This window comes from Halobacterium sp. KA-6, from assembly GCF_021029015.1.
Lineage (GTDB): Archaea > Halobacteriota > Halobacteria > Halobacteriales > Halobacteriaceae > Halobacterium.
The window spans coordinates 1-18410 of record NZ_JAJJZH010000003.1; the positions used below are offsets into that span (position 1 = coordinate 1).

Below are 18410 nucleotides of genomic sequence, written 5' to 3' on the forward strand. Positions count from 1 at the left end.
CCTCGTCAAGGCAGTTGACGAGGAAGTTAAGGAGCTGGTCCTCGTGAATCTCACTGTCTGCTTGCTGGGTCGTAGACACACCTTCAGCAAGCAGACGTTCTAACTAAGCGGCTTTGTGATGTACTGAACCTGAGGACGCCCAGCACGCGCTGGCACACGTCAAGGACCGACTCACCGAACTCGGCCTGCTTGAGTAGACGACGCTATTCTGGTTTTTGAGCGGCGGGATTGAAAGCTGACTTTATCGGTCACGCGTTTGAAATTCGACTGAATGTACGATCGGATTCTACTGTCGACGGATGGCACAGTTGCGTCGGAACAGGCTGAAGCGCACGCTCTTGACCTCGCTGCCGCTCACGACGCTGTCCTTCACGTGCTTTACGTCGTCGATGAGGATGTTGTAACTGCATACAGTGGTGACGAGTACGTTGACGAAGCCGAAGGTCCTGAACACGGTCTCGAAGAACTCGGCGAGGAGACGCTCTCTGACCTCCGTAGTCGAGCGTCGGAGGCAGGTGTCGACGTCGAAACGGCGATACAGCACGGTTATCCTGCCGAAACCATCGTCGAGTATGCTGACGACCACGACGTGGACTTGCTCGTGCTCGGCACCAAACGCCGCCCAGAAGAGTATCGCGCGCTGCTCGGAAGTGTCACCGACCGCGTCCTCCGCTTGACCACCCGCCCAGCAACCGTCGTCAAAACCGAAGTCAGTCAGTAGCGAACGGGCGTTCGCTACCGTCTCTCATCAAGTGTGAGACGGGCGCGGCGGCGGTCGAATTCTTCGTCGTCGATCTCGCCACGGGCGTACCGCTCTTGGAGGACCGCGAGTGCGCTATCCTCGGTAGTGCCGTCTGATTGCGACCGCGTTCCAAGCCAGTAGACGAGATATACCGGGAGGCCGATGAGGAGTGCCACCCACAGGAGACCAAACAGCATCATAGAAGTTCAAGGCGGAAACCCACGACTTGAGTCGTGGGAGGAAGCTGACACGCTTGGATCACAATCAACGAATACCGACAGGCGGACTCCCCAACGTGAACCATTCCTCTTAAATAATACTGGCTCTGCATTTGAACCACATGCTGAATCGGAACTGCGAGGTGAAACTCAACGTCCGCAACGATGGAGACGTACTCCTTGATGCGACGTTCGAGCAGTTCCGACAGGCAGCACAATCCGTGGCAGACTACGGCTGGAGCGACAATCCCGCGAACATCATCGACAGTAAATCGGAACTCAACGACGCCACCTACGACGATGTCCGCGAGCAAACCGATCTCGTCGCCAACCACGTCCAAGCCGCCCGATCGCTTGCGGCAGAAGCCCTGGATTCCTGCAAGGAACTCTATTTTGAGGAAGACCAAGCGATCAGCAAGCCCACGTTCCGTGGCTCCGTGATCATCTACGATAGCCGAACCATCACGTTCAACGACGACCACTGCACCCTCTCAACAATTGACGGTCGCGTCACTGCTGAATACGTCTTTCCCGAAGACACGAGTAACACGCCCTTCGAGACGTACTGGAACAGCGACGAGTGGGAGAAATCCAGTGCGACACTGCACAAGCGCGACGACACGTACTACCTGCACGTGAACTTCCAGCAAGAGCCAGAGACGGACACGTCGACAGTCGAGAACGGAACGGTTCTCGGCGTCGACTTCAACGTTGACGGCTATCTGGCAGTCACCAGCACCGGCGCGTTCCTCGGCAACGCCGATTTCCTCAATCACAAGCGGGACGTGTACGAGCGCAAGCGCAGCAATCTACAACAGACGGGGACGCGGTCGGCACACCTCACGATCCAGTCGATTGGGAATCGGTTCAGGAATTGGGGTGAGGACTACTTGCATCGAGTCGCACTCGCGGTTGTGTGTGAAGCGCGGCGCCACGACTGTGACGCGATTGCAATCGAGAACTTGAAGCAGATCCGCGAGGGGATTTCGAACGCCAGTAAATTCCAGCAGTGGGCGTTCAAGCAACTGCAGGAATTTGTCACGTACAAAGCCGAAGACCATGGAATTCTAGTTGACGATGTCCGCCCACAGTACACGAGTCAGCGGTGCAGTCACTCCGAATGCGGGTTCACCCACGAGGACAATCGTGATGGTGACGCCTTCGAGTGCCTGAAGTGTGGGAAAGAACTGCACGCCGACTATAATGCTGCGCGGAATATCGGATGGCGGCTTCTCCAGCACTGGCTCAAGTCTGGGGCTGGACGCGCCAACTGTCAGGTGGCGCTGAAGTCAGGGACGGTGACCGGGAACGGTGAGTTTTCACCGACCACGAGTAGTGGTTCGACCGGGAGTCCACTGACAAGCCCACGACTTTAGTCGTGGGTTCCTGACGCCAGCCCAGATGAGGAGGGTGCCTGGGGGCAACAACCAGAACGCAATCGCGTTAATTCGAGGGAACGCCATGTCATCGGCCCCGATCAATAATGGAATCACGTAGTTTGCGACCGCTGCGAGAATCGGCGTTCCGAACAAGAACAACATCGTGATCCCGTGCGTCGTCATCAAGGCGTTGTACATCGAGGAGGAGAGCACGTCGATCGGCGGCGTCAACAATTCTGTCCGCATCAGGAGGACGGCAACGCCACCCCATGCAAACGACAGGATGGCGAATGCGCCATAGAGGATGCCGATATCTTTGTGATCCACCGTCGTTAGCCACCGGACGATTCCGGCTGGTTTCTCTGCGTGGGTGTGTTCGTGTCCTTGGTGATACGCGCCAGAACCCCCAAATGGCGAGTACGAACGCCAATTTTCAAGATTTGCGACCGTCCAAGCGACCCCAAACAGAAGGAGGGCGGTAACAACTGTGAGTGTGAGCTGCCCCATTCCAGCTGGCATACGGGGTCGTTCCTTCCCTAGTACCGTTCAAGATTGTCGCGAATATATTCGAACCACGGCCAGATTCTCGAAGACCGAACTGAGAGCTAGTCTGAGTCGTCAATCGCGACCTGTTGAGCGCGTTCCGAGATTTCGATTTTCAGGTCTCGAATGAATTCATCGACGGTGTTTCGCATCAATAGTACGGGGGACTCCTCATCAAGCATCTCGTCTAAGACTGCTCCTGCGTCTTCACCGTTGACAACGTGTGTCCCGGGGGATTGTCCGAGCGAAGGCACGGGCGATATCGCGTCGTGTCTTGCCAAGTGTGTCTTGGTGGTCCTGTCGAATGTCCGCCAGGACGACCACATCAGGTTTGACGAATCGTTGATTGAACAACCGTGTTGTGTACTTCTTGACTTCCTCTCCGCCGTGAACGGTGAGGATTCCTCTACCTAAACACGCACTTTCCAAACAGTTATCTTGCAGCCGGATGACTGCCACGTACCTGAATGATTGAGTCTCTTCTCCTTGGTCATATCCTTATTTTCGCCGTGTCTGCGATTGCCTGCGTTACGTCGATTCCACAAGCACGGAAGATTCAGCATCCGGGAACACGGGAGGGACTAATCGTCTTTCTTGGTTCGGTTGCGCTGTGGGCCGGGGGGTATATCGGGTATCTTCTCGCACCGACACGTCCGGGGAAACTTGCGTTCTATATTCTCGGGTTTGTCTTCGCGTTCATCGCTGTTGGGGCATGGCTTTACTTCTGTGCGGCCTACACCGGCCGCCCACCACGTCACACCCCATTCCGAAAGGCAATCGTCGGAATATTTCTCGTTTTCACCGCGCTCAAACTCACGAATCCACTCCACAATCTCTATTTCACAACTGAATGGGTCACTGAGCCATTCCCGCACCTCGTCATCCACCACCAACTACTCTACTGGGTCGTCTTAGGGCTGTCATATGCGGCTATCGCTGTCGGATTCTTCATCCTGATGGAGCGGTTCTATCATACCGGCAGTGACAGCCGGCCGCTCGTTGTTCTCGTTGGACTCTCCGGACTCCCAGCTATAGCAACGATCATGGGCAGCCACGTCGACTGGCTGCTCCCACTAATGTACGAGCCACCTGGAGTCGCGTTGTTCGCCGTCGGCACACTCTTCTTCTACAGGCAGCGCTTTGAGGGAATCCGACTTACCGGCGAGTCAGATAAACCGGCGATCTTCCTCGATCAAGGGACCTGTATCCGGGACTACAACCAAGCGGCTCGCCGACTCTTCCCAGCGCTCGAGAGATCGTTTGGCGACCCGCTCGAGGCTGTGCATACCGGGCTTGCGGATCATCTCACGAACCAAGGTGTTCACGAACCAAGGTGTGCTGGCTATCACGCAGGATGACGAGACACGGTACTATGATGTCTCGAGTACGCCATTCGTAGCTGGTGAGGTGATGACTGGACAGTTAGTAACAGTTACTGACGTCACTGAGCGTGAGTCCTACCGGCAGCGACTCGAAGAGAAAACCGAGCAGCTCGAAGCGCTGAATCGCGTGGTTCGACACGACATCCGGAACGATATGGCCGTGGTTCTCGGTTGGGCGGAGATCCTCGAAGATCATGTCGATGAAGAGGGGGAAGACGCCCTGAACCGCGTGTTACATAAATCCCGGCACGTGATTCAAGTTACAGAGGTCGCACGCGATTTCGTTGAATCGTTGTCAGAGAATGGTTCTGCTGAATTGGAAGAAATCGAGCTACAGCCGCTTGTCGACGCTGAACTCGCTGTAGTACGGGATTCATTCCCGAGCGCGCAGTTCCATGTCTCTGGTGAGCTCTGCGATGTATCCGTGCAGGCAAATGAAATGCTGTCATCGGTTTTCCGGAATATCCTCGAAAATGCGGTCCGACACAACGATAAGGAGACCCCTGAAATCACCGTCTCCTGTGAAGTAGATTCAGAGACCGTTCGGTACCGAATTGCGGATGATGGACCGGGCATTCCTGACAACCAGAAAACACAGATCTTCGGGAAGGGAGAAAAGGGACTAGACAGCCCAGGGTCCGGGATTGGACTGTATCTCGTCCATCTGTTAACCGATCAATTCGATGGTAACGTGTGGGTCGAAGACAACGACCCTACCGGTTCCGTCTTCGTCGTCGAACTACCGATCTACACGCCCTCAAGCCGAACATCTGAGTGATTATCTGAATCAAGCATCAAGGGGATGTATACACCGCAGGAAAACTGCGCTACCTAACTTCTGGCTCAGTAATTCCATCGCCCTGATCGTCCAACGTGTCGATGGTCACCGATCGTACTTCGCCTGCCTCTACCGGTGGTGTCCCATTCTGGTTCCGGCTTGGGGGCCGATCTTTGGGTGTTACAGATTCAGAACTGGAATCCCCTGACTATACTTCGTTCGCCGAGGCAAGATATGTGACTAGTTGACGCCCCTCTCTCTCCGGCATTATCCGGGAGAATGTCAATTACTCAGTTTCATTAATATTCGATATTTCAACTCGCAGGCCGTCGTCTGCACTGGTGGTGAGGGTGATCTCCCAGTTGTGGGCGTCGGCGATCTGGTTGGCGATACTCAGCCCGAGCCCCGTTCCGTCCGTTGTGGTTGAGTAGCCGGTTTCGAGGGCTTGCTCGCGTTCTGTGGGTGGGATTCCGGGACCGTCGTCTGCGATATAGAAGCCGCTGGAGTGGTCGCCAATCGTGATCGTGGGCGCTTCACCTCCATGTTCGACGGCATTCCGAAAGAGGTTCTCAAGGAGTTGCTTGAGGCGACTGCGATCGGCACGGATGTGCAGGTTGGTTTCAACCTGAAGTGTCGCGTCCGCCGTCTCGACGGTCTGCCAACAGTCTTCTGCGAGCGCACGGAGGTCAATCGTCTCTAGATCACTTACCTGATTGCCCTCGTGTGCGAGAGTGAGCAGATCCGCGATTAATGTCTGCATCCGTTCGTGGGCCCGCGCTACCTGATCAAGGAAGTCGCTGTCGCAGTCTTCTTGTGCGAGGTCGAGATTGCCCTGTGCCACGTTCAGCGGATTCCGGAGGTCGTGGCTCACGATCGAAGCGAACCGCTCTAACTGCTCCTCACGCTGCTTGCGGTCCGAAATATCCCGGCCGACACTCAACACAACTGTCCGGCCCTCATAGGATATCAAGCTCGAACTGATTTCAATCGGGACTCGCTCTCCGGATTTCGTCTCGTGGACCGTTTCGATCACCTGGGTTTCATCCTCCGGCATGTCCGCAATTAACCGGCTAATCTCTGCATCAGGTGTCTCTGCGTCAAAATCATGCGGTGTCATCGACAGGATTTCTTCCCGAGAGTAGCCTAATGTCTCAACGGCCGCATCGTTGACCGCCAGAATTGTCCCATCTGGATCAAGCACCCATCCGGTGTCGTTCATTCCGTTGAACAACTCCTCGTATTCCCGGCGAGCCTGTTCCAAGTCACGCTCACGCTCTTTGTAGTCCGTAATATCTCGGACGGCTCCTCGAAGCGTTACAACCTCACCATCCTCCAGTGCGGGTTCGCCCTGAATCCGGAGCCACCGAATCTCCCCGTCTGGCCGCTGGAACCGAGCCTCCACATCGAACGATTCGCCGGCCGCGACCGCATCTTCAATCGCGGATGCAACGTGCGGCCGGTCTTCCTCAAGGTAGACATTAAGCGCCTCCTCAAGCGAGGGCGCGTTCTCGTACTCTACGCCCAGCATGTCGAAGAGATGCTCCGTCCAGAACACCTCATCTGTCTCCGTATCGATCTCCCAGCCGCCCACATCAGCGATGCGTTCAGTTCGATCCAGCAAGTCGTGAACGAACCGGAGTTCTGCTTCCCGCTCTTTGCGCTCGGACAGATCCCTACCGACCCCAACGATCCCAAGAAACTCGCCGTGGGGGTCAGTCAGTCGCTTCCCCGTGAGTTCATGCGGAATTTGCTCTCCAGACGCGCTCAACACAGCGGCTTCAATCGTCACGTCGCCCGTATCGATCGCTGTTCTGATCGCGTCCTCAATACGGGCGTGGTCGTCTTCGGCGAAGAGTTCGCGAGCGTTCAGCCCGTCAAGTTCAACGTCGGAGTAGCCGGTGATGTCACCGACTCGTTCATTCCAGCGAGTGAGCGTACCGTCGGCATCTATCACGTAGAAGACATCGTCGAGGGTGTCGAGTGCTTGTTCAGTGAACGCGCGCTCTTTAGCGAGTTTCTGTTGGCGCTGGACGCGGTCGGTGACGTCCTGGAATTTCGAGAACATCGTGACGATGTCCCCGAGTTCGTCTCTGACGACGCGGTGATGCCACTCGCAGACAAGTCGCTCACCGTTCTTTGTGACGGTTTTTTGTTCGATGTCGTAGGCTGTCGAGTCGGTGAGCAGTTCCGAGAAGACGTCGGCAACGTCGTCGTGCTGGGAGTCTGGAACGAGGCGATTCCAGGAGCTGCCGACAAGTTCGTTTTCATCATAGCCGAGGATGTCCTCAGCGGTGTCGTTAATGCGTGCGATATCGAAGTCGTCAGTCCATTCGATCGCGCCGAGCGGTGATTGTTCGAAAAACAGTGAGAGGCGTTCCTGACTGGCTTCAATTTCTCGCTTGGAGCGGTGTTGTGCGACTGCGTTCGTGATTCGATGTGCGAGGAGTGTGTACTGGCCAGTACCGCCTTCCTTTTGGAGGTAGTCGGTGACGCCAGCTGAAATGGCGTCGCTGGCGATTTCCTCGCTGCCCTTGCCCGTAAAGAGGATAAACGGAAGGTCCGGGTGCGTGTCACGAACGGCGTTGAGAAACTCGATGCCGTTCTGTGCGGGCATGTCGTAGTCGGAAACGATACAGTCGAAGTGGGTGTCTTCGAGATGCGTCAGGCCGTCAGCTGCGCTCGTCGCCGTTGTGATCTCGATCTGGTCATCTTCGCGAGTGAGGAACTCCGCGACCATCTCCGCGAAGGCCGGTTCATCATCGACATGGAGGACGTGAATTGGAGTGGTTGTAGACATAGGTGAGTAGTCCTCGGACGACCCTGCCGAGAAGATTTAATAAATTGACGCGATCCACAGGTAAAAACACGCCGGTGAACAAACCGGTTGTGGCGGAGATGCGTTAAGATGCTATCTTGATTAGGCAAGAGAATCCCGTCGCTCACGGCGTTGACGAGACGCGTTGGGTCTCATTCGCACACTGGGGACGGGCGTGAATCGTCGCAGGATGGATTGACGTGTTCGGTAGGCGTGCAGGGTGGTGACCGACGCAAACCAACTGAGATACCTCCGAGTCAGCAGGGCAGAACCACGACCCCACTGCCGGATAGGAGTAACGGCGGCGTGGCGACAGTTCCTCAATTTGCTCGAATACAAAGCCGAACTGTATGGCACTCACGTCGTGCAGGTTGAAGCGGCAGGAACGACCAAAGAATGCGCGTCGTGTGGTGTGGAAACAGACAAACCGATCTGGGTGCGAGAACACTCCTGTCCATCGTGTGGATTCGAGGTCGACCGGGACGCGAATGCGGCGATGAACGTGTTGCAGCGCGGGTTTGCTGCATTAGGGCTGGGATGGCCCGAATCAATGCCTGTGGAGACTGCGCTCCCCACGGGCACGGCTCGCGTTGAGTCGGTGTCTGGAAAGCGCGTCATCGAAACAGGAAGCCCCACCAGAAATGAGCGAACGGCGTCAGCCGTCAGCGAGTAGAGTGGGGTAGTTCACCTTGTTTCTGGCCATGCTGCGACTACTGTAATGCCGGTACTAATTCCAAACCAGCTAAGGAGGGAGATGGCGCTAGCAAGTGGAGAAGCGGTGGCGACGGATGGGTTGATCGCCAGCGCAGGTTGGATTGCCATCTCTAGGACGAGGCCACGGAACGCACTTGCCGGGCTGAGGCCCGTGAAAATGGCAATTGAGCCGGCGTCGATGATGTTCGTTGAGACGAGCGTCACTACGGCAAGGTCAAGTCCAATTGCGAGGGTGAGCAGCATGCCAACACCGGCGGCGATCGCTTCTCGGTTCGTTCGTGTTGCTGCAGACACGGTGAGTGCGATACTGGAAGCAACGAGTGTGTAGATTGCAGCGAACACCATGAATCGGATGTATACGACGGGTGTGTCGCCTGCTTGGTGTGTCGCAAAGAATTCGACGGGAGGGGTTGCCCCCTGACTAGCAACAACGCCAGCGACACCGAGTGTCGTGAGTACGACGACGAGTAAGACTGCGGTCCGTCCGATGAGAACGCCTGTAACGTATTCTAATCGTGAGACGTCGTACGTTCGGATAACATCTAACTCCCCGCGTTCATCATCACCACGAATAGACCGATAGACGTACGCGAACGCAAGCGTCGGGATCAAGACCTCCACCGGCAGTAGCAAGTCATAGGTTAGCGATACATATCCGCCGGGAGACCCCATCGAAACCCCACTAAGACCGACAATAACACCGAAGAAACCGATGGCGACAGCGATGACTACCCTGTTTCGGAGGAGCGTCCAGAGTTCCCGCTCAATGATGGCGAACACGCGATCACGTCGCTGCATCAGCGCTCACCTCCGTTCGCACCCGGACGAGTAACACCACTAGTTTCCGTGCGAAAGACCGTCGCGAACGCCTCCCGTAGTGTCTCCGTATCCGTTGCCTCCAGAATTCTCTTGGGATCGTCATCGAGAACGAATTCGCCGTTTGAGAGGAACAACGCGCGGTCAGCGCGCGTCTCAATAGCTGCGAGGTCGTGGCTCGCCGTGACGACGAGACGCCCGTCGCTGGCGACACTCTCGATCACGTCGAAGATATGGTCGGCGACGTCCGGATCCAGACCGCTGGTCGGCTCGTCGAGAATGACGACGGGTGGATCACCGATGAGCGCTTGCGCGATGCCCAGGAGGCGAGTCATACCTCCCGACAGTTCATCTACACCACGGCCGGCGGCGTCATTGAGGCCGACTTCACCGAGCAGACTGTCAGGGTCAGCACTGTCCTCCACGAGATCCGTGTAGAAGCCCAGTGTCTCACGGACGGTGAACCCCGACCGAAAGCCGGGTGTCTGCGGTAGATATGCGACAGTTCGGCCCGATGCTGTTGGCCGCGTAACTGTCCCGGTGTCGAGTGACCGCAAGCCTGCGAACAACTCGAGGAGCGTCGTCTTCCCGGATCCATTCGGGCCGACTAATGCTGTGAAATTGCCCGACTGGAGTTCGACGGATGCCTCTTTGAGGACGGTCACGTCTCCGAACGCGTACGATGCGTCCGTGAACGCGAGTGTTGGCTCGTCCGTGTCACGGGCGTTTTGTTCGGTCACGTCGCCACCTCCGTCGAGTTATTCGATGCTTGAGTAGCGGCCAGTGTCTCGGGCTGTACCGGAGTGACTCGCGGAGCGGTATCGACGATACCCGCTGAACGCAGCCCCGGAACGGTGTTCTGAACGCTCCGGACCAGTGCAATTACGGGCGACTGTGCGAGCGTCCACGCACCCGGCGCGTCGTGCAGGTGTTCGTCGATAGGGCTATTCGGGCGGAACGACCGCTCGTAGTAGCCGTCAGCGTCTCCGTCTACCCCCGGCATCGGCCCCCAGTAGTTCCCTTCGCCATCGACGGTCCACACGCGAAGTGGACCGAGGCCGGCTGTCGCTGCCTGCTCGTTGCCGACGATGTCGTTTGCGGTGACAAGATTCGTCGGGAGTCCCGGGCCGCTGCGAATCCCGACGGTGTTGTCGGTGATCGTGTTGCGCTTGATGAGTGACTGGAAGCCGAGGATGTCGATGCCGCGGACGTTGTCAGTCAGTACGTTGCCGGCGTAGTAGGAATTTGACCCGGCAGTCGAGAGTCCAACCTGCGACGCGCGGACGTCGTTCTCGACGACGATGTTGCCTGTCGGTCGTGTCATGATGATAATTCCAGTTCGTGTGTCACGGACGGTGTTGTTGCGGACAAGCGAGCGGGAGGTGTACATTTCGTGGACGCCGAAGCGGCTGTTCTGGAATGTGTTGTTGCGGACCACAATCCCGTCGGCGCGATGCGTGTACACGCCGTCGCGGCCGCCTGCAAACTGGCTGTCCTCGACGACCAGTGGGCCGTACATCGCAACCAACCCCATGAATCCGTCGTCGTCGCCTTCCGTCACGTTCAGTTCGACATCACGAACGACGGAGTTGCTACTATTGAGGGAGATGATGCCCGACGACGGCGTCTCGATATGAACCCCTGTGAGTGCTGACGCGGAGGCATTAACTAACCGTACGGCGGCGTCTCCGCGACCATACGCAAGTTCGATATTCTCAGACCAGCCGGCTTGTTCGAGCCGGGACGCATTCAACATACTGCGCCTGCTCCCGACGTCGCCGACGCCGTCAATACTGAGGTTCGCCAGCGCAACCCGGGGTGCGGTGACGTGAACGACAGTCCCGTTCTCGTCACCGCGAATTCGAGTGTCTGTGCCTACCCCCAGAATCGTCAGTGACTTATTCACCGCAAGTCCGTCTGTCCGATACGTTCCTGGTGGCACTCGAATGGTCGTATTCGGTGGTGCAGCATCAATTGCGGCAGCCAGCGACGGTGCGTCCTCGCCGACAACAATAGAAGTCGGTCTGTCGGTGAGATTGCGGGCAGTGGCGACGGTTGCGTCTGCCCATGCGGACCGATTATCCATGGCCGCCTGGAAATTGCCTCGGGTGAGCGATTGCTCAGGAGTAATGGTCTCGGCTACGTCTTCCCACGGAACGACGTCGCCGCCGTACTCGTTGGCGAACTTGTCCGCAGCGTCACGGTCGGCAAACGGCACGGCGACTGGCCCGTTGGGAAGTCGGGCACGGCTGTTGACGACGACAAACGTGTCTTCGGCGTCGACGAGGCCGACATGATGAGATGCCGTTAGGTAGCCGTCCTTGGTGAGGGAGACGTTCGTGCCTGCATAATCTGAGACGAAGATTTCAACTGGCTGCCCGAACTGTCGTTGATGGCCCGCTCGATCCTGCTCAACGAGGAATGATTCGATGGTGTTGAAGCCGACGACGTACTCGTAGCTTGAATAGTATACTTGAACGCGGGGAATCGACAGGTCGCGTTGCTCGACCTCCCGAATGGTTTCGTCGGTCAGTCCGAGGTCGAACGTGTTCCCGGACTGTGACGGTTCAATAGTGTCGCCTATCGGAACCACGAGCGAGTAACTCAACAGGACGAGAACGACAACGAGTACGACCGGCAGGCTACGCCCGAGCATACTACATCCCGAGCGACGAGATGAGGCTCGGCGTCACGTCGTCGAAGGTGGCGAGGTCGCCGCCGTACTTCTCCCGGAACGCCTCGGCATCTGTTCGGTCGGAGAATCCGATCAGATCTTCTCCCATCGCACCGACGACTGACGAGCCTACAACGTACGTGATATCAGTTGCATCAGCGAACGCTTCTTGCTCGTAGTGTGTGGAGAGTAGTTGTTGGCCGCCATCAGTTTGGATGTCGTAGTTGACGGCTGAGTAGTCCGTGACGTAGAACGCCTCACGCGTCCAGTTATCGTGCTGGAAGTCGAATTGGAACGCCTCCCATGTGCTATCGAAGCGAGCAGGGTTGTCATGGTCGTTCGGCCGTGCGTTAGCGTAGAAGATCTCAGCTGTCGGCCCTGGTTGCTGTGTGATCGTCATTCCGCAGACGTCACACGTGGCGGTAGTGGGAATTGTAATTGGGGCCGGTGCATCGTTGTTTCCGCCACTATTGAGGCAGCCGGCGAGACCAGCAGTTACCGCGGTGGTTGCTCCGACAACAAATTGCCGTCGTGTGAGTGGCGTCCGACCGTTTGCCGAGGTGGTTTGCTGTGGGTGGGAGTTGTGGTCTGGACAGCGCTCGTCGGGTGAGTGTGGAGACATAGGTGGGCAGGTGTGGTTGCGCGGGGCTGGATTACCTCTGAATGTGGCTCAGCCTATAGTATAGCGGTACTGGTACAATACTCGAATCTGTTCGAGGAATGAACCACAAACAACTACGAGGCATCCGCCGGCGACTGGTAAACCAGATACAGGAGCGTCGCCGCGGTCAAGAAATCTATCGTGTGCGCAATCAAGTGGTGGAAGACCATCGGCACCAACCCGAACAACGTCCCCATACCGACAATCGTCCGCCCGACAAGTAGTGCAAGGACACCCGAAACGAGTAGATATCGGCGAGACCGACGCTGAATATACGCATTCAAGCCAATCCCGAACAAGATGGCGGTTCCGATCGTCGCAAGCGCCAACACCACTACAAGTACCGGCCAGTACTGAGCTGGGATCCAATGAGACATCGAGCGAATTCACCCGTCGAGGAGATTATCGACCAAGCGGGTAAACCGATCAACCATCCGTTCGCCCAGTGTCGGATCGGCCTCACGGAGTAGCTCAACCGTTCGATCAGCATTCCGGACACTGAGAGTTACTCGGTTCGAGATATCTCGCTGCTTCGCGACCAAGCCTTGTTCGACGAGGCGATCCAAATGCCACTCCAAGGTACTACGAGCAATATCAAGCTCCTCCGCAACGGCCGCAGGCGGCGTATCCCCTTCAGTCAAGAGATAGGCAACGATCTCCCCAGCCGTTTCCCGGCGAAGCAGCGCTAATGCCGTCCGCTCCCATTGATTGTATTCCGGTGGAAAATAGTGGGTTTTCCCGTAGACCGATTCTGCAATAACATCCTCGGTGGACTGTAGTTGCTTGATGTGATACTGGAGTTGGCCCGGAGCAAGCTCGAGGCGTCGAACAAGCTCGTTAAAATGGAGGCCGGGATGTGTCTCAATCGAATTCGTGATTGTGACGCGAGTGTTAGGCATGTGGGATACTATCGTGATTGGCTCCGCCGGCGGCTGAAAACGACCGTCTGAACGCAAGCATGTTTGGGTAACATAATCTAGGTCGCTACCGAGAAAAACGACTTTTGGTCCATCTCCAAAGAATATATTTGGGGCCCTGTTCACCAGCGGCGGGAGCTGGCCTCCTAGTGGGCGTCGTGCGCTTCGTTGTTCGGTCCTAATTGGGTTGCGTCCGCCCCGAACTCGCGTGTAAGCAGTGCCGGAACATCATTCGGCTGTACGTCCGAGTACCACCGATCACGTGGTTGGATTGCGAGTGCGGCGCCATCGGCGCTGCAGAGGCCAAGACAGCTCGTTTCGCTAACGTAGACGTGTGACCAGAACACGTCTCGCTCCCGCAGCCAAGCCTGGACTGCCTCGTACACGTCGTCGCCAAACGCGCCTGCACAGCATGCAAAGTCCGCATCTCGTGCCTGAGTACAGACGATGACTTGGTCGGTGAATCCGTTTTCGTGGACGTCCTTCGTTCGCGATTGCATTACTCTGGCGTACTCGCTCCGTCAAGCTGAGTGGCGGTGGGTTGAGCGCTGTCTCTCATGTCGGCCCGGCGCTGGAGCTGGGCGTGGATGTTAGCGAGGAGCAGCCAGAGACCGGCTTGTCCGAAGATGATTAGGCCGGTTACGCCGACGGCGAGCTCAGATGGGAGTGTGGTTTCCACTGCGTTACGTGGTGCGAGCATAGCGGGAATCGCAAGCAAGCAAATTGGAAGGACGGCGACGGCTGCGGCGGTAACTCGACGGTGCGCCACGTGGAGCCGATTATAGATAACCCCTGCGAGGAGGCTAGCGAGGGCACCGGCAGCCATCATCCCGCCATAGAGGAGGAGGCGTGTTGCTGTGGGGAGTGTTTGTTCGACCCCTGGTGGCTGTGGAGGGAGGACAAGCCAGGGAGCGCCGGAGACGGTAAGAAACCCGGCGGCGGCCAGCAGGTAGCTTTTCGTGCTCCCGGCGCCCGGAATCGCTGGTTCAAGCAAGTAGTAGACAACGCCGAACACAACGCCGCCTAAGAGCACCCCCCAGAAAACGCCGGAAAGAATGCTCACACCGTTTGTTACGGACATCGACACCGCACTGTCGTGGTGGCCCCCAGCCGTCGTGTCGTGGTGATCGTCGACAGCATGGTCGCCGCTGTGCCCGAATTCGTCAGCGAACGCGACGAGCGGGTTGGCGACGAGTGCCATAAGGAGGCCGAATATCAGTCCAGCGATGATGCCGGCCATCACGCCTTGCTTCACGTAGTCCGTGAGCATATTTAGTGGCAGGTGACGCCCGCTGCATGCCGGAAGTTGTGCATCGAGTCGTGCAGCATCGGCTGTTGTACGAACAGTAGTGTGAATCCGAGTGCGGCGATGAGCGCAAGTGCGACGGCGGCTTGCGTCGGTGTGAGTTCCATGCGGGCCTGTTCGAGTCGGCTGTGAACGGTGTTGCTAGCAGTCGCCATTCTAAACTACATTTGCAATATATCAACCTAGATTGTAAAACTTCTGGATGGAGGAAACCAACATTTCGTGAGGCGCGCAAGCTCGCGATGTCAGCCGAATTCATGCGCCTGGGGGAGATTCCGCCTCAACTGTGTGGAACTACCGACTAAGCGCTGGTATTGTCGCATTAATATACTGTTCTGGGAATGTGGTACTAACAGCGAATTCCTACTCGAGTATTTTGGCTGGCTGGAGGACCCTCTGCGAAGACCTCGAAGCCCTCGGAGAGAAAGCCGATACCTAACCACCTAAATGTAACTTAGATATTAGATCATCGGATGATTCGACAACAAATTTATCCCCTCATCTCATAATCGGGGAATATGAGTAATGTCTCCTCCGCGAAGTCTCGCGGGGATCTCGTCTATGAATTGCAGGATATGGAGGAGTGGACTGATGTAGACGCCGATATTGCGATCTCCGATCCGCCATTTGGCCTTGAATTCGACGGTAAAGCCAGCAACTACAATCGTGACGTGTCGCGCGTGGTTGACGGATATGTCGAGTGGGAGACCAATGAGTATTCGACGAAGATAAACAAGTTACTGGACGTTCTCGCACAGAACACTTCTTCAAGCGGCCAGGCAATCGTGTTCTCGGGGATGGATAATAGCCACCTGCTCCACCAGATGGTTCTCGACCACGATACTTGGCGTCTAGAGGGGAAACTGTACTGGGCGTATAACTTCGCGCCATACTGCAAGAAGCGCCCCGCTCACAACGTCTACGAGTTGTTCTGGATGGTGAAGGACGACGACTGGTATTATACGAATGAGTGTTCGTTCGATCACTGCCAGGAAGGCGAAGCGAATCTCTCGGTAATGGATATCCCGCGGAATTACATGAAAGAGATGCCAAAGTATCCAACGCGATTACCACTAGAGGTCGTCGGCGTTCTACTCGAACACTTCACCGAACCGGGAGACAAAGTGTTCGACCCGTTAGCCGGGTCAGGAAGTGTTGGAATTGGGGCAGCTGGCCTCGGTCGAGAGGCGGTCCTCGGTGATCTGAACGAGAACGCGAGAGAAGTCTTCGAGTCGACAGTCGACGCACTCGAAGACGACGTGTTTCCGGACCGCAACAGCGACCACGCCTCTCTAAGCGATTTCTAGCGTTCCACAAAACCACAACGCGCTTCGGTGGCTTTTCGAGGTCATCCCACTGCAGTCGGTCCTCACCCCTTCGCACTCTGTCGGTCAAGTAACCATTGGACACTGTTATCTACATCCGGATTTTAGGCATCGGTATGCTGGCCAACGATGTTGAACAAGAAGCAACTTCGATATTGGATGTTCTCCAGCGGGTTCTTCAGCAGCGAATTGATGGCCGGAAGGCGGTTAGAGAACTGAAGGAAGCCGATTACAATTGGAAGCAGATGGAGTGGCAGGGGTGGTATTTCGAATATAAAGCGTTCCACTCTCTGAAAGACGAATTGGGTGGAGGGGTCGGTCCGACCTTTGGGTCGACTGAATTTGACTATCAACGAAACTTCGTTTGGGACCTGAAGGCGCACTCGACGACGACGCCGAGTGGGAATGAACGGCGGGATATGTATCTCAATGACAAGACTGCTATTGAGGATTGTATTCGTGAGAACGCCGGAATCGGGTTTATCGTTGCGCATGGCGATCCAGAATATGATGACGACGATAGATCGTTCTATCACTGGCACCAGGAGCTCAAGGGCGGCAAATCAGACTACGTAAAACGGCGGGAAGAACGCGATGCGCCGTCACGAGAACGGAAGAAAGCATTCCCCCTCAATCGGATCTCTGCGTATTTTGTTCCGACGATTGATGCACTCAGACAGGGCGAAGAGGATGGCTGGATTCGGCCACGGTCCCAGGGTCGGAATGCCGACGGGAGTGAACGGCCGAAGAAATACGCGCTCTATCCAGATAAAGTTCCAGCAGAAGTGATCGCCGACGAGATAGAGTACTGAGGTCGCGTATACAGCACCGCTAGATGTTGGGGTGGCAGCCCTTGTTGGGCTTGTTCGCTGTGAGTGCTCGGGAAGATGCGTTTCTTTTGCTTGACCGATTCGGAGTTGTTGGTGGTGCTGGCGCTGCTTTACGCGTTGGATTCTCAATGATTCCAATCACCGGCAATAATCACTGGTTTGGATGGGTGGTTCCGAGACGATTCACCGCTGAGCCGTCGCTCACCCCGGGTTGTTCATGGTCCTACACCTGATGTAGCGGCAAGCCATGGGGTGAAACAGCGACTAGCCGAAAATTTAGCCGACATGGCTCTGGTTTTGCGTCTATACGCTTTGAAGTTGGGTAGTGAACGAAACACCCACTCGCCGAGACGCGTTGCGGATGCTCGGCGTCGGTTCCGTTGCGTCGCTCGCCGGCTGTTCTAGCATCCTCGGTGGCGGTGACAGCCAGAACTCGATCCGTATCTCCGGCGGTGTCGGCCCCCTGCCGATGGTGCAGGTGTGGGCGGAGCAGTACCAACAGAACAACGAAGTCTCCATCGACATCTCCGGCGGCGGCACCGGCGTCGGCGTCTCCGACGTACTGAACGACCAGGTCGACGTCGCGATGATGGGGCGCGCACCCACCCAAGAAGAGCGCGAGCAAGGCCTCTTCGCGGTCCCGATGCTCCGCGACACCGTCGTCGGCTCGGTCAACCCGGAGAACCCTGTTCTCGACGCGATTCAGGAACAGGGCCTCTCCCGGGCGGACCTAGAAGCCATCTTCACCCGTGAAGTCACGACGTGGGGCGAAGTCGTCGATGCCGAGTCCGACGCCGAGATTACGGTGTACGGGCGGTCGGACGCCTCCGCGGCGTACAAGAAGTGGGCAACCTTCCTCGGGGACTACACCCAAAGCGATCTCTCCGATCAGAGCGACGGGAACTTCGACGGCGACCAGCAGGTCGCACAAGCCGTCGGCCAGGAGCCCACGGCCATCGCGTTCAACAATATGAACTACGTCTGGGACTTCGAGACGGGCAAGCTCTCGGGGAACGTCCGCCCGGTTCCCCTCGACCTGAACGACAACAACACCCTGGACGAGGACGAGTCCTTCTATGGCTCTCGCGACGAGTTCCTCTCCGCGGTCGAGGACGGCACGTATCCGGCGCCGCCCGCCCGCGAAATGTTCCTCGCGTCGAAGAACGGCTTCGACGACACCTCGAAGCAGTTCGTCGAGTGGGTCCTCACCGACGGTCAGTCGATGGTGCGGGACAACGGCTACGTGCCGCTGGACCAGAGCCGCCTCGAAGAGGCCCAACAGAAACTCGAAGACGGGGCCTGAGAACCCT

The 18410-nt window shown here is 56.9% G+C and carries 18 protein-coding genes and 2 pseudogenes; 8 read left to right on the top strand and 12 right to left on the bottom strand.

Annotated elements, in window-relative coordinates; translation table 11 throughout:
* Positions 1-271: 271 nt before the first annotated feature.
* The gene (locus LPA46_RS07945; protein WP_230890250.1) at positions 272-721 is read left to right on the top strand and encodes a universal stress protein; all 450 of its coding nucleotides are present in this window, start codon (positions 272-274) and stop codon (positions 719-721) included.
* 14 nt (positions 722-735) lie between these two features.
* On the opposite strand, the gene LPA46_RS07950 is transcribed toward LPA46_RS07945, so the two are convergent.
* On the bottom strand, positions 736-942 hold the full coding sequence (locus tag LPA46_RS07950) for an SHOCT domain-containing protein (RefSeq protein WP_230890251.1): 207 nt from the start codon (positions 940-942) through the stop codon (positions 736-738).
* A 140-nt stretch (positions 943-1082) separates the two neighbouring features.
* Here LPA46_RS07950 and LPA46_RS07955 point away from each other — a divergent pair, with 140 nt between their 5' ends.
* Positions 1083-2336, top strand: coding sequence for an RNA-guided endonuclease InsQ/TnpB family protein (locus LPA46_RS07955; RefSeq protein ID WP_230892075.1), 1254 nt, complete (start codon positions 1083-1085; stop codon positions 2334-2336).
* Between the two features lie 12 nt (positions 2337-2348).
* Here the strand turns inward: LPA46_RS07955 and LPA46_RS07960 are convergent.
* Positions 2349-2858: pseudogene (locus LPA46_RS07960) on the bottom strand (cbb3-type cytochrome c oxidase subunit I); the annotation flags it as partial.
* 491 nt (positions 2859-3349) lie between these two features.
* Between LPA46_RS07960 and LPA46_RS07965 the strand changes: the two are divergent.
* Both LPA46_RS07965 and LPA46_RS07970 read left to right on the top strand, forming a co-directional pair.
* Entirely contained in the window at positions 3350-4240 is an 891-nt protein-coding gene (locus LPA46_RS07965) for a histidine kinase N-terminal 7TM domain-containing protein (RefSeq protein WP_230892076.1), read from the top strand.
* Between the two features lie 52 nt (positions 4241-4292).
* Positions 4293-5042 carry a sensor histidine kinase gene (locus LPA46_RS07970; RefSeq protein ID WP_230892077.1) on the top strand — a complete coding sequence of 250 codons (750 nt, stop codon included), beginning with the start codon at positions 4293-4295 and terminating at the stop codon, positions 5040-5042.
* A gap of 286 nt (positions 5043-5328) precedes the next feature.
* On the opposite strand, the gene LPA46_RS07975 is transcribed toward LPA46_RS07970, so the two are convergent.
* On the bottom strand, positions 5329-7839 hold the full coding sequence (locus LPA46_RS07975) for a PAS domain S-box protein (protein ID WP_230892078.1): 2511 nt from the start codon (positions 7837-7839) through the stop codon (positions 5329-5331).
* Positions 7840-8158: 319 nt separating this feature from the next.
* Between LPA46_RS07975 and LPA46_RS07980 the strand changes: the two are divergent.
* Positions 8159-8530 (top strand): annotated as a pseudogene (locus tag LPA46_RS07980) (RNA-guided endonuclease InsQ/TnpB family protein); the annotation flags it as partial.
* An 11-nt stretch (positions 8531-8541) separates the two neighbouring features.
* On the opposite strand, the gene LPA46_RS07985 reads toward LPA46_RS07980, so the two are convergent.
* From LPA46_RS07985 to LPA46_RS08015, 9 genes are all read right to left on the bottom strand, one after another.
* The gene (locus LPA46_RS07985) at positions 8542-9369 is read right to left on the bottom strand and encodes an ABC transporter permease (RefSeq protein WP_230892079.1); all 828 of its coding nucleotides are present in this window, start codon (positions 9367-9369) and stop codon (positions 8542-8544) included.
* Entirely contained in the window at positions 9369-10127 is a 759-nt protein-coding gene (locus LPA46_RS07990; protein ID WP_230892080.1) for an ABC transporter ATP-binding protein, read from the bottom strand. The genes LPA46_RS07985 and LPA46_RS07990 overlap by 1 nt, the downstream gene beginning before the upstream one ends.
* Positions 10124-12043 (bottom strand): NosD domain-containing protein, encoded by a 1920-nt coding sequence (locus LPA46_RS07995; protein ID WP_230892081.1) that lies wholly within the window; start codon positions 12041-12043, stop codon positions 10124-10126. The genes LPA46_RS07990 and LPA46_RS07995 overlap by 4 nt, the downstream gene beginning before the upstream one ends.
* Before the next feature lies 1 nt (position 12044).
* The gene (locus tag LPA46_RS08000; RefSeq protein WP_269073646.1) at positions 12045-12683 is read right to left on the bottom strand and encodes a nitrous oxide reductase accessory protein NosL; all 639 of its coding nucleotides are present in this window, start codon (positions 12681-12683) and stop codon (positions 12045-12047) included.
* Positions 12684-12796: 113 nt separating this feature from the next.
* Complete coding sequence (locus LPA46_RS19085; RefSeq protein ID WP_442903403.1) at positions 12797-13099, bottom strand: DUF7471 family protein; 303 nt, start codon at positions 13097-13099, stop codon at positions 12797-12799.
* A 9-nt stretch (positions 13100-13108) separates the two neighbouring features.
* Positions 13109-13621, bottom strand: a complete 513-nt coding sequence (locus LPA46_RS08005) for a winged helix-turn-helix transcriptional regulator (RefSeq protein ID WP_230890261.1) — start codon at positions 13619-13621, stop codon at positions 13109-13111.
* Positions 13622-13785: 164 nt separating this feature from the next.
* Complete coding sequence (locus LPA46_RS19090; protein WP_230890262.1) at positions 13786-14139, bottom strand: (2Fe-2S) ferredoxin domain-containing protein; 354 nt, start codon at positions 14137-14139, stop codon at positions 13786-13788.
* Positions 14139-14909, bottom strand: coding sequence for a CbtA family protein (locus LPA46_RS08010; RefSeq protein ID WP_230890263.1), 771 nt, complete (start codon positions 14907-14909; stop codon positions 14139-14141). The genes LPA46_RS19090 and LPA46_RS08010 overlap by 1 nt, the downstream gene beginning before the upstream one ends.
* A gap of 2 nt (positions 14910-14911) precedes the next feature.
* Positions 14912-15100, bottom strand: coding sequence for a CbtB domain-containing protein (locus LPA46_RS08015; protein ID WP_230890264.1), 189 nt, complete (start codon positions 15098-15100; stop codon positions 14912-14914).
* Positions 15101-15463: 363 nt separating this feature from the next.
* On the opposite strand from LPA46_RS08015, the gene LPA46_RS08020 reads away from it, so the two are divergent.
* From LPA46_RS08020 to LPA46_RS08030, 3 genes are all read left to right on the top strand, one after another.
* Positions 15464-16252 (top strand): DNA methyltransferase, encoded by a 789-nt coding sequence (locus LPA46_RS08020; protein WP_230890265.1) that lies wholly within the window; start codon positions 15464-15466, stop codon positions 16250-16252.
* A 134-nt stretch (positions 16253-16386) separates the two neighbouring features.
* Positions 16387-17082 (top strand): hypothetical protein, encoded by a 696-nt coding sequence (locus LPA46_RS08025; protein ID WP_230890266.1) that lies wholly within the window; start codon positions 16387-16389, stop codon positions 17080-17082.
* Between the two features lie 343 nt (positions 17083-17425).
* Positions 17426-18403 (top strand): PstS family phosphate ABC transporter substrate-binding protein, encoded by a 978-nt coding sequence (locus LPA46_RS08030; protein WP_230890267.1) that lies wholly within the window; start codon positions 17426-17428, stop codon positions 18401-18403.
* Positions 18404-18410: the final 7 nt, after the last annotated feature.

Excerpts from the sequence above, each read along its gene's own strand:
- LPA46_RS07945 (WP_230890250.1), top strand. The coding sequence starts at position 272 with ATGTACGATCGGATTCTACTGTCGACGGATGGCACAGTTGCGTCGGAA.
- LPA46_RS08025 (WP_230890266.1), top strand. The coding sequence starts at position 16,387 with ATGCTGGCCAACGATGTTGAACAAGAAGCAACTTCGATATTGGATGTT.
- LPA46_RS07965 (WP_230892076.1), top strand. The coding sequence starts at position 3,350 with ATGATTGAGTCTCTTCTCCTTGGTCATATCCTTATTTTCGCCGTGTCT.
- LPA46_RS08020 (WP_230890265.1), top strand. The coding sequence starts at position 15,464 with ATGAGTAATGTCTCCTCCGCGAAGTCTCGCGGGGATCTCGTCTATGAA.
- LPA46_RS07970 (WP_230892077.1), top strand. The coding sequence starts at position 4,293 with ATGACTGGACAGTTAGTAACAGTTACTGACGTCACTGAGCGTGAGTCC.
- LPA46_RS19085 (WP_442903403.1), bottom strand. The coding sequence starts at position 13,099 with ATGTCTCATTGGATCCCAGCTCAGTACTGGCCGGTACTTGTAGTGGTG.
- LPA46_RS08000 (WP_269073646.1), bottom strand. The coding sequence starts at position 12,683 with ATGTCTCCACACTCACCCGACGAGCGCTGTCCAGACCACAACTCCCAC.
- LPA46_RS07975 (WP_230892078.1), bottom strand. The coding sequence starts at position 7,839 with ATGTCTACAACCACTCCAATTCACGTCCTCCATGTCGATGATGAACCG.
- LPA46_RS08010 (WP_230890263.1), bottom strand. The coding sequence starts at position 14,909 with ATGCTCACGGACTACGTGAAGCAAGGCGTGATGGCCGGCATCATCGCT.
- LPA46_RS07955 (WP_230892075.1), top strand. The coding sequence starts at position 1,083 with ATGCTGAATCGGAACTGCGAGGTGAAACTCAACGTCCGCAACGATGGA.
- LPA46_RS19090 (WP_230890262.1), bottom strand. The coding sequence starts at position 14,139 with ATGCAATCGCGAACGAAGGACGTCCACGAAAACGGATTCACCGACCAA.
- LPA46_RS07995 (WP_230892081.1), bottom strand. The coding sequence starts at position 12,043 with ATGCTCGGGCGTAGCCTGCCGGTCGTACTCGTTGTCGTTCTCGTCCTG.
- LPA46_RS08005 (WP_230890261.1), bottom strand. The coding sequence starts at position 13,621 with ATGCCTAACACTCGCGTCACAATCACGAATTCGATTGAGACACATCCC.
- LPA46_RS07985 (WP_230892079.1), bottom strand. The coding sequence starts at position 9,369 with ATGCAGCGACGTGATCGCGTGTTCGCCATCATTGAGCGGGAACTCTGG.
- LPA46_RS07950 (WP_230890251.1), bottom strand. The coding sequence starts at position 942 with ATGATGCTGTTTGGTCTCCTGTGGGTGGCACTCCTCATCGGCCTCCCG.
- LPA46_RS08015 (WP_230890264.1), bottom strand. The coding sequence starts at position 15,100 with ATGGCGACTGCTAGCAACACCGTTCACAGCCGACTCGAACAGGCCCGC.